The sequence below is a fragment of the Streptomyces sp. V2I9 genome (assembly GCF_030817475.1).
Classification (GTDB): Bacteria; Actinomycetota; Actinomycetes; order Streptomycetales; family Streptomycetaceae; genus Streptomyces.
In genome coordinates, this window is record NZ_JAUSZJ010000002.1 from 2,415,188 (window position 1) to 2,430,443 (window position 15,256).

The window sequence follows — 15,256 nt, forward strand, 5'->3', positions numbered from 1 at the left end:
CACCGAGCACGCCGCCCTGTCCCCGTGCGCACGGCGGCCCGCGATCCGCCGCCCGGAATCCCTCGGACGGGTGGCTGCGGGGAGAGCGGGCGCGTCGCACGGAACCCATGAGGTGTGCCCCTCTTCTCCGCTGCCTCCGCCCCGGCCTCCTCCTCCTCCTCCTCCTCCTCCTCCTCCGATCTCCCGCCCGCGACCGAGGGCGGCGGGGCCGACAGGGCTGCCCGGCCGCCCCTGTGGCTGCCGTCGCCGTACCTCGTACTGGGCGGTCTGCTGTGGGCGGTGCTGTCGGCGGCGGCCTGGCGGACCCCGCTGTGCTGCGAGGCCGGGCTCCAGGCGGCGATCGTCGAACGGCTGCGGGCGAGCCTGCTGCACCCGGCGTTCCCGATGACGGACCTGCCCGCCGTGGCGAGTGCGCACTACTCCCCGTACGCGCTGCTCCAAGGGCTCACCGCCCGCGCCACCGGCCTCTCCGGGCCGTCGGTCGTCGCGCTGGCCGCGTCGGTGAACCTGCTGCTCCTGCTCACCGGGATCGGCCGGCTCACCCGGCTGCTGACCCCGAACCGCTGGGTGCCGGTCCTCGCGCTGGTGCCACTGGCACTGATCCACTGGGCGGACCCGGCCCGCTGGAGCGCGCCGGGGACGTTCGCGGTGGCGGTGACCCTGCACCTGTGGGCGTGGACCGGTCGCGCGGCCGTCCGCGCTCCCCGCCCCGGCGACCCGAGGCCCGGCCGCGCGCCCACCCGGGGCGAGGCGGCCGGGATCGGCGTGCTGCTGGGGCTCGTCCTGCTGGTCCACCCGCCCACGGCGATCGGCGCGGCCGTCGGCTGCGTCGCCCTGATCGCGGTGCGGACCCGGACCCGGATCAGGCCGGTCGTGTGGCGGTGGGTGTTCGCCGCGGTGTGCGCGGTGTCCGTGGCGGCGGCGTGGCCGTACTACAACGGGCTCACCGCCCCGCGTACGCCCCCCGAGGGCCGGACCACGCGACCGCCCGCGACCGAGGGGGTACGGGCAGCCGGGGAGCCGTACGCCTGGGCGACCGCGTACGTGCCTCCGGGCGAGGTGGTCCTGACGGACAGCCGCCCGGCGATGTACGCGCTGGCCGGGCACGGGGCGTACGTCCTGGCCGACGCGCTGCCGGACGCGGGCCTGGCGGCCGCGGAGCGGCGGGAGCGGAGCCGGGCGGTGGCCGCCTACCTCGACACAGCGACCCCGCAGGCCCGGCGGGACGGGATCACCGGCCGGTACGGGGTGCGCTGGCTCCTGCTCACCCGCCACCAGCGGCTGCCCGGGAACGCGACGGTGCTGGCGTTCAGCCCCCGTACGGGCGAGGTGCTGGCCCGAGTGCCGGGAACGCAAACGGGAACGGGAACGGCACCTTAGGCGCCACCGGGGGACGTCACGGGGACGCCCGGTCGGAGGCCGCCGGGGCGGCGGCCGGCCGGTCCGAGCGCGGGCCCGCCGGCCACCGGTCCCGGCGCGGGCCAGCCCTCAGTCCGGAGCCCCCTGCCCGGGTGTGCTCAGCCGGGGTGCTCACCGGAGTGCTGGAGCGCGGCGACCGCCGAGGCGGCCAGATCGTCCAGGTACCCCTGCGGCAGCGCGCTGCGGACGACGACGAGCCGCCAGTAGAGCGGGCCGACGATGAGGTCGAGCGCCCGGTCCGGGTCGCTCCCCTCCGGCAGCTCCCCGCGGGCCACGGCCTCCCGCACCACCACGGCGGCGACGCCCTGCTGCTGATCCAGGAGAGCGGCCTTGATCGCCTCGGAGATCTCCGGATTGCGGGCGGCCTCCACCAGCAGGTCCGGGATGACCTGGGAGGCGACCGGGTGGCGCAGGGCGTAGGCGGCCAGTTCGAGGACGGCGCGCACGTCCCCGTACAGCGAACCGGTGGCGGGGGCGGGCATCCCCCGGGCGGCCACGGCGGCGACCAGGTCGAGGACGAGCGCCAGTTTGGACTTCCAGCGGCGGTAGACGGCGGTCTTGCCGACCCCCGCCCGCCGGGCGATGCCCTCGATCGACATCCGGGCGAACCCCACTGCGGCGAGTTCCTCGAAGACGGCGGCGCGGATGGCGTCCGTCACGTCCTCCCGCAGGACGGCGGCGCCTGCGGGGGCTCGGCGGCGGGTTCCCCGTTCGGTGGTCATGGCCCGCATGATAGTCCGCCGCGACGAAACGGTTGCGTTGCGACGTCCGAGCGCCCTACCCTCAGCGTTACGACGATACGGTCCCGTCCCCACGAGGGCGTCCCTACGGGGCCATATCGTTCCGCCCGCTCCCGGCCCCTCCTCCCCTCCCCCTCCCGCTTCCGTCGAAAGCGATCGTTCGTGGTGAGCCAGACAGCAGCTCCGCCGTCCCCGGTGCCGTCCCCGGCGAGCGCCCCCGACCAGGCCGTTCCCACCTATGCCCCCGGTGAGCTGGCGGCCCTGGCCGCCCGGCACGGCCTGACGGTCAGCGGCGCCCGGCCGTCGCTGACCGCCTACGTCCGGCAGTTGTGGGGGCGGCGCCACTTCATCACGGCGTTCTCGACGGCCAAGCTGACGGCCCAGTACAGCCAGGCGAAGCTCGGCCAGATCTGGCAGATCATGACGCCGCTGCTGAACGCGACGGTCTACTACTTCATCTTCGGCGTCCTCATGAACACCAAGCACGGGGTGGAGGACTTCGTCCCGTTCCTGGTCACCGGGGTCTTCATCTGGACCTTCACCAGCAGCTCGATCACCGCCGGCACCCGCGCCATCAGCGGCAACATCGGCCTGGTGCGGGCCCTGCACTTCCCGCGCGCCTCGCTGCCGGTGGCACTGGCACTCCAGCAGCTCCAGCAACTGCTGTTCTCGCTGGGCGCGCTGGCCCTGATCCTCCTGGCGTTCGGCCAGTACCCCCGCCCGGCGTGGCTGCTCGCCGTCCCGGCGCTGGCACTCCAGGCGCTGTTCAACACCGGCCTGTCGATGGCCATGGCCCGGCTGACCGCGCGGACCCCGGACATCGCCCAGCTGACGCCGTTCGTGCTGCGGACCTGGATGTACGCGTCCGGCGTCATGTGGAGCCTGGACCACCTGCTGGCCGGCGACCGGGTGCCGCGGGCGGTGATGGTGGTGCTGGAGTACAACCCGGCGGCGCTCTTCATCAACCTCGTGCGGTACGCGCTCATCGACAGCTACACCGGGGACCAGCTGCCGCCCTTCGCCTGGGCGGCCGCGGCCGGCTGGGCGCTGCTGTGCGGCGTGGCGGGATTCGTGTACTTCTGGAAGGCCGAGGAGACGTACGGACGCGGCTGACGTCGAGGACACCCTCGCGGACCCGCGGATCCCGACCGTGGTCGTCGACGACGTCCACATCACGTACACGGTCAACGGCGCACGTACGGGCAGGGGCAGCGCCACCTCGGCGCTCAGCCGGCTCACCTCGCGCCGCCGTACCCCCGGCGCACGCACGGTGCACGCCGTGAAGGGGGTGAGCTTCGCCGCCTACAAGGGCGAGGCCATCGGCCTGATCGGCTCCAACGGTTCCGGCAAGTCGACGCTGCTCAAGGCGGTCGCGGGCCTGCTCCCGCCGACACGGGGCACGGTCCACACCCGCGGGCAGCCGTCGCTGCTCGGGGTGAACGCGGCGCTGATGGGCGATCTGACCGGTGAGCGCAACGTGGTGCTGGGCGGGCTCGCCATGGGTATGACGCGTGCGCAGATCCGTGAACGCTACGACGAGATCGTGGACTTCTCCGGCATCAACGAGAAGGGCGACTTCATCACGCTGCCGATGCGCACGTACTCCTCGGGCATGGGCGCGCGGCTCCGCTTCTCCATCGCGGCGGCCAAGAGCCACGACGTGCTCCTGATCGACGAGGCGCTGTCCACGGGCGACGCGAAGTTCCAGCGCCGCAGCAAGGACCGCATCCAGGAGCTGCGCGCCGAGGCGGGCACGGTCTTCCTGGTCAGCCATAGCAACAAGTCGATCACCGAGACCTGCGACCGGGCTCTGTGGCTGGAGGCGGGCGTCCTGAGGATGGACGGACCGGCCAGGGACGTGGTGAAGGCGTACGAGGCCTTCACCCGATCAAGCCCGTCCGGCGCTTGAGGACGAACTCCACGCCGAGGGGCCGGCACCCCCCACCGGGTACCGGCCCCTCGAACGTACGACAACAGCCCCTACGCGTGCGTCCGCAGCAGCGTCCGCATCGTCCGCATCGCCACCGACAGGTTCGCCAGGTCGAACGCGTCCGACCCCTGGATCTCCTCCAGCGTGGAGCGCGAGCGGGCCAGGATCGCCGCGTTCTTCTCCTCCCACGCCCGGAACCGCTCCTCCGGCGACCCGTCGCCCACGCTGAGCACGTCCGCCGTGAGCGCCGCGTGCGCCGCGTACAGGTCCTCGCGGATCGAGGCGCGGGCCATCGACTGCCAGCGGTCGTCCCGCGGCAGCTCGATGATCCGGTCCATGAGCTGGGTGATCCGCAGCCGGTCGGCGAGGTCGTAGTAGACCTCCGCGACCTCCAGCGGGTCCTTGCCCGTACGGTCCGCGATGGCCACGATGTCCAGCGCCGGGAAGGCCGAGGAGAACCCGGCGACCCGGACCGCCAGCTCGTCCGGCACGCCCGCGGCCGTCAGCTCGTCCAGGATGGAGTGGTACCAGTCCAGGTCGGCGCCCTTGAGCAGCTTGGGCAGCTCGTCCCAGACCCGCGCCACGCCGTCCTGGAAGCTCTCGATGGTCTCCGCGATGGCGACGGGCTGCGGCCGGTTGCCCAGCAGCCAGCGCGAACCGCGCTCGACCAGCCGCCGCGAGTGCAGCCGGATCCGGGTCTGGACGTCGGCGGCGACCTTGTTGTCGAGCGCCTCGACGGCGTCCCACACCCGGGACAGGCCGAAGATCGCACGGGCGGTGAACTGGGCCCGCACGATCTCCTCGATCGACGCCCCGGTCTCCTCCCGCAGCCGGTGCAGGAACGTCGAACCGGCGGTGTTCACCGTGTCGTTGACCAGGACCGTCGTGATGATCTCGCGGCGCAGCGCGTGCCCGTCGACCGCCTCGGGGAACCGCTCGCGCAGCTCGCTCGGGAAGTAGGCGTGGACCAGCTTCTGCAGGTGCGGGTCGTCCGGCAGGACGGTGGAGATCAGCTCGTCCGCCGCCGTGATCTTCGTGTAGGCGATCAGGACGGCCAGCTCGGGCTGGGTGAGCCCCTTCTCGTTGCTCAGCAGCTCCCGGACGTGCCGGTCGGCGGGGAGGAACTCCAGCGCCCGGTCGAGCGCGCCGTCGCGCTCCAGGCGGCGCATGAACCGCTGCTGGGCGTGGAGCAGGGAAGGGGCCTGGGCGGAGGCGTTGGAGAGCGCGACGTTCTGCGCGTAGTTGTTGCGCAGGACGAGCGCGCCGACCTCGTCGGTCATGTCGGCGAGCAGCTTGTTGCGCTGCTTGACGGTCATGTCGCCGTCCCGGACCAGCCCGTTGAGCAGGATCTTGATGTTCACCTCGTGGTCGGAGGTGTCCACACCGGCGCTGTTGTCGATCGCGTCGGTGTTGATCCGGCCGCCGTTGCGGGCGAACTCGATCCGGCCGAGCTGGGTCGCCCCCAGGTTGCCGCCCTCGCCGACGACCTTGGCCCGCAGGTCCTCGCCGTTGACGCGGATCGCGTCGTTGGCCTTGTCACCGACGTCGGCGTTCGACTCGGAGACGGCCTTGATGTACGTGCCGATGCCGCCGTTCCACACCAGGTCCACGGGGGACTTGAGGATGGCCCGCATCAGGTCGGCGGGGGTCATCTTGCTCACCGACGCGTCGATGCCGAGCGCCTCGCGGATGTGCTGGTTGAGCGGGATCGACTTGGCGCTGCGCGGGTGGACGCCGCCGCCCGCCGAGAGCAGGTCGGTGTCGTAGTCGGCCCAGGAGCTGCGCGGCAGCTCGAACAGGCGGCGCCGCTCGGCGTACGAGGTGGCGGCGTCCGGGTTCGGGTCGATGAAGATGTGCCGGTGATCGAAGGCGGCGACCAGGCGGATGTGCTCGGAGAGCAGCATGCCGTTGCCGAACACGTCACCGGACATGTCCCCGACGCCGACGACGGTGAAGTCCTCGGTCTGGGTGTCGTGGCCGAGCTCCCGGAAGTGCCGCTTGACGGACTCCCAGGCGCCGCGGGCGGTGATGCCCATGCCCTTGTGGTCGTAGCCCGCCGAACCGCCGGAGGCGAACGCGTCCCCGAGCCAGAAGCCGTAGGCGACGGCGACCTCGTTGGCGATGTCGGAGAAGCTCGCGGTGCCCTTGTCGGCGGCGACGACGAGGTAGGTGTCGTCCTCGTCGTGCCGGACGACGTCGGCGGGCGGCACGACCTCGCCGGCCACCATGTTGTCGGTGATGTCCAGCAGCGCGGAGATGAACGTGCGGTACGCGGCGATGCCTTCGGCGAACCAGGCGTCCCGGTCCACGGACGGGTCCGGGAGCTGCTTGGCGACGAAGCCGCCCTTGGCGCCGACGGGGACGATGACGGTGTTCTTCACCATCTGCGCCTTGACCAGGCCGAGGATCTCCGTACGGAAGTCCTCGCGCCGGTCCGACCAGCGCAGCCCGCCGCGGGCGACCTTGCCGAACCGCAGATGGACGCCCTCCACACGCGGCGAGTACACCCAGATCTCGTACGCCGGGCGGGGCGCGGGCAGGTCCGGCATGGCCTGCGGGTCGAACTTCATCGAGACGTACGCGTGCGGCGTGCCGTCGTCCGTCTTCTGGAAGAAGTTGGTGCGCAGGGTGGCCTTGATGACGGTGAGGAAGGAACGCAGGATGCGGTCCTCGTCCAGCGAGGCGACCTGGTCCAGTGCCCCGTCCAGCTCCTCCAGGAGCCCGTCGGTCAGCTCGGTGCCGGCGCTCTGGCGGCCGGGCGACATACGGGCCTCGAAGAGCGAGACGAGCAGCCGGGTGGTGTGGACGTTGTTGCGGAGCGTGGACTCCATGTAGTCCTGGCTGAACGTCGAACCGGCCTGCCGCAGGTACTTGGCGTACGCGCGCAGCACCATGGCCTGTCGCCAGGTCAGCCCGGCGCCCAGGACCAGCGCGTTGAAGCCGTCGTTCTCCGCCTCACCCTTCCAGACGGCGGCGAAGGCCTCCTGGAAGCGGGCGCGGGCGTCGTCGGCGAGGTGGCCGCCGTTGCCGTTGGCCTGCGGCATCCGCAGCCCGAAGTCGTAGATCCAGGCGTGCGTACGGTCGGCGCAGCGCAGCTCGTACGGGCGCTCGTCGACGACCTCGACGCCGAGCTGCTGGAGCGCCGGCAGCACGGCGGAGAGGGAGACCTGCTCACCGGTCCGGTAGATCTTGAAGCGGCGTTCGCCGGGGCTCGCGCCGACCGGCTCGTACAGGCTGAGGGCGAAGTCCTTCTCGCCCTCCTTGAGGGTCTCCAGGTGGACCAGGTCGGCGACGGCGGCGCGCGGCGAGTGGTCGGCCTTGTAGCCCTCGGGGAACGAGTGGCCGTACTGGCGCTGGAGCTCCGCGCCGCGTTCCTCGCCCAGCTCGGCGGTGAGCGCCTCCTGGAAGCCGTCGGACCAGGAGCGGGCGGCCTCGACGAGGCGGGCCTCGATGCGGTCGGCGTCGGCGTCGGTGAGGTGCGGCAGTTCGGTGCCCGTCGGGACGCGGACGACGAAATGCAGGCGGGAGAGGATCGACTCGGTGTTCCAGGCGGAGAAGTCGACGCTGGTACCGCCGAGCTCCTCCTTGAGGATGTCGATCAGCCGCAGGCGCACACCGGTGGTGTAGCGGTCGCGCGGGAGGTACACGATCGCGGAGTAGTAGCGCCCGTACTCGTCCTGGCGCAGGTAGAGCCGCAGCCGGCGGCGCTCCTGGAGGTAGAGGACGGAGGTCACGACGGAGCGGAGCTGGTCGACGGGCGTCTGGAACAGCTCGTCCCGCGGGTAGGTCTCCAGGATCTGGAGCAGGTCGCGGCCGTCGTGGCTGTTGTACGAGAAGCCGGCGCCCTCGACGACCTCGGCGACCTTGCGGCGGATGACGGGCACCCGGCGCACGGACTCCGTGTAGGCGGCGGAGGAGAACAGGCCGAGGAAACGCCGCTCGCCGACCACGTTGCCCTTGGCGTCGAACTTCTTCACGCCGACGTAGTCGAGGTAGCTGGGGCGGTGCACGGTGGCCCGGCTGTTGGCCTTCGTCAGGACGAGGAGCTTGTGCTCGCGGGCCTTGGCGCGGGCGTCGGCGGGCAGCCGGTCGAAGGACGGGCTGACGGGGTGGGCCTCGTCCTCGCTGTGGTGCGGGTCGGAGCGCAGGATGCCGAGTCCGGTGCCGGGCACGGCGGCCAGGGCGTCGCTGTCCTTCAGCTCGTACTCGCGGTAGCCGAGGAAGGTGAAGTGGTCGGCGGCCAGCCAGCGCAGCAGCTCGCGGGCCTCCTCGACCTCCTCCTCGGCGAGGTCGTCCAGCGGTTCTCCGGGCAGGTCGTCGGCGATGCGCAGGGCGGCTTCGCGCATCTTCTGCCAGTCCTCGACGGCCTCGCGCACGTCGGACAGGACGCGCAGCAGGTCGGAGCTGATCTGCTGGAGGTCGGCGCGGTCGGTCTCGCGGTCGATCTCGACGTGGATCCAGGATTCGACGAGCGCGTCGTGCGGCAGCTCGCCCTTCTCCCCCGGCTTCGGGGTGCCGGGGCCGCCGGAGAGCACCTCGATGAGCTTGCCGGTGACGTCGCGGCGGACGGTGACCTGCGGGTGGATCACGACATGGATGCCGCGCCCCTGCCGGGACAGCTCGTTGGTGACGGAGTCCACCAGGAAGGGCATGTCGTCGGTGACGACCTCGACGACGGAGTGGCTGCAGGTCCAGCCGTTCTCCTCGACGGTCGGAGTGTGCACCCGGACGTTCGCGGTGCCCTGGGGACGGTTCTCGGCCAGCCGGTAGTGCGAGGCGGCGGCGCCGAAGACGTCGACCGGGTCACGGCCGCCGAGGTCCTCCGGAGCCGTGTGCAGGTAGTAGCGCTGGAGGTAGGCGAGCACGGTCTCCTGACCGGCACGGGCGCTCTCGTCGGCCCCGGCTGCGGCGACCCGCGCCCGGGGGGCACCTCCCGGGCCACCGACACCACCGCCCGGACCGTTTTCAGCTACCTTGGCCGCCCCTTCGAGCAGCTCGGCCTTGGCTTCGTCCAGCTTGGTCTGCATGTCCTCTGGCTCCTGTCGCGCGCCGTTGCGTGACGTAGGTGAGAAGAGCGGCGTACCGCCACGACGCGGGTTTTCCGGTCTGGGTCGACGCTATGCCGCTTCGAGAGATACCCGGGACCCCGGGGGCCGTGTTCGGCAGTGGGTCCGGAGTCGGGAGATCGCGGATCGCCCGGGTGCTGTGGCACTCCGGGCGGCGGCCGGGGGCTTCGCTGCCCCCGAGGCGTATCGCGCTGATCACGGCACCAGGCTATCGCCCTCGGGCCCCATCACGTCACGAGCTGCTTGTGTACAAAAGAACCCCCCGAACTTTGACACTCCGGACAGTGCGCGATGCCCTTCCGCGAGCCTCGTTCCCCACCTGCCGGACGGCATTCCCCCATCGCACACCCTCCCTGTGCGGTGAACGTCCCACCCGTCGCGCGCCCCCGCGCGGCGGACGCCTCCCCACCGCATGCCCCCGCCGCGCGCTCCTACGCGGCGAACGTCTCCGCCAGCGCCACCGCTTCCGCCAGGCTGTCCACCACCGGCACCCCCGCCCCCTCCAGGCTGCTCCGGCTGTGCGACCCCCCGGTGTACAGCACCGCCCGCGCGCCCACGTGCGCCGCCGCCACCGCGTCGTCCAGCGCGTCCCCGATGACCACCGCGTTCTCCGGCACGATCCCGTCCACCCCGGCCAGCGCCTCGAAGTGCCGTTCCATGTGGAGCGCCTTGCTCCCGCCGGACGGCCCCGTACGCCCCTCGACGCGGACGAATCGCGGCTCGATCCCGTATCCCCGCACCACCGGCACCAGCTGCTCGTGCCCGTACATGCTCAGCAGCGACTGGCTGCGCCCGGCCCGCTGCCACTCGTGCAGCAGCTCCTCCGCCCCGGCGGTGAGCCCGCAGGCGGCCCGCTGCTCCGCGTAGTACCGGTGGAAGATGCCGTCCATCCGCTCCCACTCGGCCTCGGTGGGCAGCCGGCCCAGGAACCGCTCGTAGAACCGGGGTATGGGGATGGTGTACATCTCCCGGTACTGCTCCAGCGTGATCGGCGCCAGCTCGATCTCCGCGAACGCGGCGTTCGTCGCCTGGATGACGGCATGCGTGTCGTCGAGCAGCGTGCCGTTCCAGTCCCAGACCAGATGTGTGCGTGTCGTCCCCGAAGTCATACACAGAACGTACCGGCCGGGTCCGACAACGCCATCCCTCAGCCGATGAGCTGCGGGATCTCCTGGACGCCGAACCAGAGCAGCTCGTGGTACCCGGCCCCGTCCACGATGAACAGCGCGTCGTCGTCACCGAGGTCGGCCGCGCCCAGGGCGGCCGCCGCGGCGGCCACGTCCTTCTCCGCGTCGCCGGCGTCCACGTGCACCGCCGCCGCCTTGGCCAGCGGCAGCGGGGCGGCGATCCGCACCGCGCCGAGCGAGGCCGCGCCCGGCCCCTGACCGGGGTCGGGGACGGCGGCCCCCTCCGGTACCTCGACGGCGACGACGACCCGCCGGCGCGCCTCGTCCGGGTCGCCGGCGATCATCCGGAGCGAGGCGGCGGCGGCCCGGTTGAGCGCCGCGTACTCCAGCTCCTCGATGTCGTCGGAGGCGTACCACTCCCGCAGTCCGGGGGTCACCGTGTAGGCGGTCAGCGGGCCGGGGCCGACCTCGCCCGCACCGTGCGCCGCTGCGAGACCGGAGAGGGTCAGGGGGACGTACACGCGCATGGCAGGCCGCTTTCGTAGGGGGAAACGCTCTCAGGATACGTGGGGGCCGTCCCCTTTCGGGTTTCGGCAACCGGGGGCGTCCGTTAACGGCCGACGCCTCGTCACCCCCGTCGTCGCCCTTGCCGCACACGGGTCGCGCCACGGATAGGTGAATCCGCCCGCACCCGCGGGGAGCCCCGAGGCCCCTTGCGGGGCTGACGACCGCACCCGTAGAAGATCCTCAACACAAGTTACCGCCCGGTACCGCCGGGCCCGGTCAACGGGGGCGATCGATCATGAGCACGGACAGGACGAGGCCCGCCGGCCGACGCGACCAGCGCGGTCCCCGGTCGGTACCTCCGCAGCGGTCCCGGGGACAGCGGCCCCACCGGCCGCAGCGGCCGCACCGGTGGTTCGCCGAGCGTCTGCTCGCGGTCCTGAGCGGCCAGCGCCCGGTGCACTGGATGCTCGGCCACACCATCGGCGAGGCGTACGACCAACTCGCCGAACTGGCCCCCAGCACGCCGCTGGGGACCGTCCGGGGCAGCCGCCCCGTCCTCCGCCACTGCCGCGGGGCGCAGCCCGCCACCGGCGTGGTCGAGGCGTTCGCCAGCATCGCGGCGGGCGACCGGGTCAGGGCGATGGCCTTCCGCCTGGAGCAGGGCCCCGACCAGCGCTGGCGCTGCGCCGCCGTGGAGCTGGGCGGCGAACGCCTCACCGCCGCGGCACCGGGATCGCGGTGAACCGGAGAACGCGGCAGGGGCCGGACACCGGGAGGTGTCCGGCCCCTGCCGGGGTGGTGCCGCTACTTCTTGCGACGGCGGCCGCCGCCACCGCTCTTCTGCGCCTTGCGGCGCTCCGCACGCGTCATGCCGTCGGCGGACCGGGTGGCGCCGGTGGCCTCGTCGCTGGCGAAGTCGCCCTCGACGACACCGCCCTCGCCGTCCACCGTGGGGGCGGAGAAGTGGAGCCGGTCCGGCCGCTGCGGGGCCTCCAGGCCCTTGGCGCGGATCTGCGGGGTGGTCTCCTTCTCCAGCGAGGGACGCTCGGCGCCGTCCTGCACCGGAACCTCCTCGACCTGCTGCTCGACCTGGACCTCCAGGTTGAACAGGTAGCCGACGGACTCCTCCTTGATGCCCTCCATCATGGCGTTGAACATGTCGAAGCCCTCGCGCTGGTACTCGACCAGCGGGTCCTTCTGGGCCATGGCCCGCAGGCCGATGCCCTCCTGGAGGTAGTCCATCTCGTAGAGGTGCTCGCGCCACTTGCGGTCGAGCACCGAGAGGACGACGCGTCGCTCCAGCTCACGCATGATGTCGGAGCCGAGGGTGTTCTCGCGCTCCTGGTACTGCTCGTGGATGTCGCTCTTGATCGACTCGGCGATGAAGTCGGCGGTGACGCCCGCCAGGTCTCCGGCCGCCTCCTCCAGCTCCTCGACGGTGACCTTCACCGGGTAGAGCTGCTTGAAGGCGCCCCACAGCCGGTCCAGGTCCCACTCCTCGGCGAAGCCCTCGGCGGTCTCCTGCCGGATGTAGTCGTCGATCGTGTCGTCCATGAAGTGCCGGATCTGGTCCTGGAGGTCCTCGCCCTCCAGGACGCGGCGGCGCTCACCGTAGATGACCTCACGCTGCCGGTTGAGCACCTCGTCGTACTTGAGGACGTTCTTGCGCGTCTCGAAGTTCTGCTGCTCGACCTGCGACTGGGCGGAGGCGATGGCACGGGTGACCATCTTGTTCTCGATCGGGACGTCGTCCGGGACGTTCGCCATCGACATGACGCGCTCGACCATCTGGGCCTTGAACAGGCGCATCAGGTCGTCGCCCAGCGAGAGGTAGAAGCGGGACTCGCCCGGGTCACCCTGGCGGCCGGAGCGACCGCGCAGCTGGTTGTCGATACGGCGCGACTCGTGGCGCTCGGTGCCCAGCACGTAGAGCCCGCCGAGGTTCTTGACCTCTTCGAACTCCGCCTTCACGGCCTGCTCGGCCGCCTCCAGCGCGGCGGGCAGCGCGGCCGCCCACTCCTCGACGTTCTCCACCGGGTCGAGGCCGCGCTGGCGCAGCTCCGCCTCGGCGAGGTCGTCGGGGTTTCCGCCGAGCTTGATGTCGGTGCCTCGGCCGGCCATGTTCGTCGCCACGGTGACCGCGCCCTTGCGGCCCGCCTGGGCGACGATCGTCGCCTCCCGGTCGTGCTGCTTGGCGTTGAGGACCTCGTGCTGGACACCGCGCTTGGAGAGCTGCTGCGAGAGGTACTCGGACTTCTCGACCGAGGTGGTGCCGACCAGGATCGGCTGGCCCTTCTCGTGCTTCTCCGCGATGTCGTCGACGACCGCGGCGAACTTGGCGACCTCGGTGCGGTAGATCAGGTCCGACTGGTCGGCGCGGACCATCGGCCGGTTCGTCGGGATCGGCACCACGCCGAGCTTGTAGATCTGGTGGAACTCGGCGGCCTCGGTCATCGCCGTACCGGTCATGCCGGAGAGCTTGTCGTAGAGGCGGAAGAAGTTCTGCAGGGTGATCGTGGCGAGCGTCTGGTTCTCGTCCTTGATGTCCACCCCTTCCTTCGCCTCGATCGCCTGGTGCATGCCCTCGTTGTAGCGGCGGCCGGCGAGGATACGGCCGGTGTGCTCGTCGACGATCATGACTTCGCCGTCGATGACGACGTAGTCCTTGTCCTTCTTGAACAGTTCCTTCGCCTTGATGGCGTTGTTCAGGTAGCCGACGAGCGGGGTGTTGACCGACTCGTAGAGGTTGTCGATGCCGAGCCAGTCCTCGACCTTGGCGACGCCGGACTCGTGGATGGCCACGGTCCGCTTCTTCTCGTCGACCTCGTAGTCGCCGGTCTCCTCGATGCCCTTGAGCTGGTTGCCCGCCTCGCCCTTGGTGAGCCGGGTGACCAGCTTGGCGAAGTCGCCGTACCACTTGGTCGCCTGGTCGGCCGGGCCGGAGATGATCAGCGGCGTACGGGCCTCGTCGACGAGGATCGAGTCGACCTCGTCGACCACGGCGAAGTTGTGGCCGCGCTGGACGAGCTCGTCCTTCGACCACGCCATGTTGTCGCGGAGGTAGTCGAAGCCGAACTCGTTGTTCGTGCCGTACGTGATGTCGCAGGCGTACTGCTCACGGCGCTGGGCCGGGGTCATGTTGGCGACGATGCAGCCGACGCTCAGGCCGAGGAACTTGTGGACCCGGCCCATGAGCTCGGAGTCGCGCTCGGCGAGGTAGTCGTTGACCGTGATCAGGTGCACGCCCTTGCCGGAGAGCGCGTTCAGATACGCGGGGAGGGTGCCGACGAGGGTCTTGCCCTCACCGGTCTTCATCTCGGCCACGTAGCCGAGGTGCAGGGCCGCTCCGCCCATCATCTGTACGTCGTAGTGGCGCTGTCCGAGAACGCGCTTGGCGGCCTCCCGGACCGTGGCGAACGCTTCGGGAAGCAGGTCGTCCAGGCTCTCGCCGTCCGCGTACCGTTCCTTGTACTCGTCGGTGAGCGCCCGCAGCTCGGCGTCGGAGAGGTTGACGAAGTCCTCTTCGATGGAGCTGACCTGGTCCGCGATGCGGTGCAGTTTGCGCAGGATCTTGCCTTCGCCTGCACGCATGAGCTTGTTGAAGACGGACACTGAGGCTGGTCTCCTTGCCGGTCGGGCCTGGCACTGGGTCGTGTGATGGACTCTGGCGCGGGCACGGCAGGTGGGCCCCACCGCAACGGCCATCGTAAGCGAGGACACCACCGCGTCGGGAGGGCTGCCGTCGCGTGGACCTCGCCGCCCCCTTTCAGGACAACGGTCCGGACGCGTGGAAGGTGCCGGGAAGCCCGAAAAGTGCTCGCACCGCCACAGCTGTCTCACGAGAATCGGTCCATGGAGCCGATCACCCTCACCACGGAACGCCTGCTGCTGCGGCCCTTCGGACCGCAGGACACCTTCCCGGTGCACGCCGCCTGCCAGGACCCGGACATCCAGCGCTGGACGGTGATCCCCTCCCCCTACCGGCTCACCGACGCGGAACTCTTCACCACACGGCTCGCCCCGGCGGGCTGGCGGGACGACTCCTCCTACGGCTTCGCCCTGGCCCTGCGGGAGACCGGGGCGCTCGTCGGCGCGCTCGGCATCGACCGCCGCACCCGGCCGGGGACGTACGAGGTGGGCTACTGGTCCGCCAAGGAGCACCGCGGCCGCGGCTACGTCACCGAGGCGGTGCTCGCCTCCGCCCGCTGGGCCTTCACCTCGCTCGGGGCGGAGCGGCTGGAGTGGCGGGCCGAGGTCGGCAACGCGGCCTCGCGGGCCGTCGCCCTGCGGGCGGGGTTCCGGCTGGAGGGCGAGCAGCGGTCCGGGCTGCTCAACAAGGGCATACGGCGCGATGCCTGGACGGGAGCCCTGATCCCGTCCGACCTGGGGCTGGCGGGCCCGCATCCGTACCTCCCCGGATCGCGGGCCGGGGCCCCGTGACACCGGGAACTCGGGGGCGGAATCCGG

10 protein-coding genes are annotated in these 15,256 nt (G+C 71.4%); 5 read left to right on the forward strand and 5 right to left on the reverse strand.

Going from position 1 to position 15,256, the window contains the following annotated elements; genetic code table 11:
• Positions 1-114 precede the first annotated feature (114 nt).
• The gene (locus QFZ71_RS10560) at positions 115-1,380 is read left to right on the forward strand and encodes a hypothetical protein (RefSeq protein ID WP_307667997.1); all 1,266 of its coding nucleotides are present in this window, start codon (positions 115-117) and stop codon (positions 1,378-1,380) included.
• A 137-nt stretch (positions 1,381-1,517) separates the two neighbouring features.
• Here QFZ71_RS10560 and QFZ71_RS10565 read toward each other — a convergent pair whose 3' ends face one another.
• Positions 1,518-2,141, reverse strand: coding sequence for a TetR/AcrR family transcriptional regulator (locus QFZ71_RS10565; protein WP_307667998.1), 624 nt, complete (start codon positions 2,139-2,141; stop codon positions 1,518-1,520).
• A gap of 180 nt (positions 2,142-2,321) precedes the next feature.
• Between QFZ71_RS10565 and QFZ71_RS10570 the strand changes: the two genes are divergently transcribed.
• A complete protein-coding gene (locus QFZ71_RS10570; RefSeq protein ID WP_373465101.1) occupies positions 2,322-3,272 on the forward strand; it encodes an ABC transporter permease in 951 nt (316 codons plus the stop codon).
• A gap of 28 nt (positions 3,273-3,300) precedes the next feature.
• Positions 3,301-4,068 carry an ABC transporter ATP-binding protein gene (locus QFZ71_RS10575; protein ID WP_307671404.1) on the forward strand — a complete coding sequence of 256 codons (768 nt, stop codon included), beginning with the start codon at positions 3,301-3,303 and terminating at the stop codon, positions 4,066-4,068.
• A 71-nt stretch (positions 4,069-4,139) separates the two neighbouring features.
• Here QFZ71_RS10575 and QFZ71_RS10580 read toward each other — a convergent pair whose 3' ends face one another.
• The 3 genes from QFZ71_RS10580 to QFZ71_RS10590 all read right to left on the reverse strand — a co-directional run bounded on the left by QFZ71_RS10580 (position 4,140) and on the right by QFZ71_RS10590 (position 10,809).
• Entirely contained in the window at positions 4,140-9,116 is a 4,977-nt protein-coding gene (locus QFZ71_RS10580; RefSeq protein WP_307667999.1) for an NAD-glutamate dehydrogenase, read from the reverse strand.
• 470 nt (positions 9,117-9,586) lie between these two features.
• A complete protein-coding gene (locus tag QFZ71_RS10585; RefSeq protein WP_307668000.1) occupies positions 9,587-10,264 on the reverse strand; it encodes an HAD family hydrolase in 678 nt (225 codons plus the stop codon).
• Between the two features lie 38 nt (positions 10,265-10,302).
• Entirely contained in the window at positions 10,303-10,809 is a 507-nt protein-coding gene (locus QFZ71_RS10590; protein WP_307668001.1) for a hypothetical protein, read from the reverse strand.
• 275 nt (positions 10,810-11,084) lie between these two features.
• Between QFZ71_RS10590 and QFZ71_RS10595 the strand changes: the two genes are divergently transcribed.
• Positions 11,085-11,531 (forward strand): Rv3235 family protein, encoded by a 447-nt coding sequence (locus QFZ71_RS10595; RefSeq protein WP_307668002.1) that lies wholly within the window; start codon positions 11,085-11,087, stop codon positions 11,529-11,531.
• Between the two features lie 62 nt (positions 11,532-11,593).
• Here QFZ71_RS10595 and secA read toward each other — a convergent pair whose 3' ends face one another.
• Entirely contained in the window at positions 11,594-14,401 is a 2,808-nt protein-coding gene (gene secA / locus QFZ71_RS10600; RefSeq protein ID WP_307668003.1) for a preprotein translocase subunit SecA, read from the reverse strand.
• Positions 14,402-14,641: 240 nt separating this feature from the next.
• Here secA and QFZ71_RS10605 point away from each other — a divergent pair, with 240 nt between their 5' ends.
• Positions 14,642-15,229 carry a GNAT family N-acetyltransferase gene (locus QFZ71_RS10605; protein WP_307668004.1) on the forward strand — a complete coding sequence of 196 codons (588 nt, stop codon included), beginning with the start codon at positions 14,642-14,644 and terminating at the stop codon, positions 15,227-15,229.
• Positions 15,230-15,256: the final 27 nt, after the last annotated feature.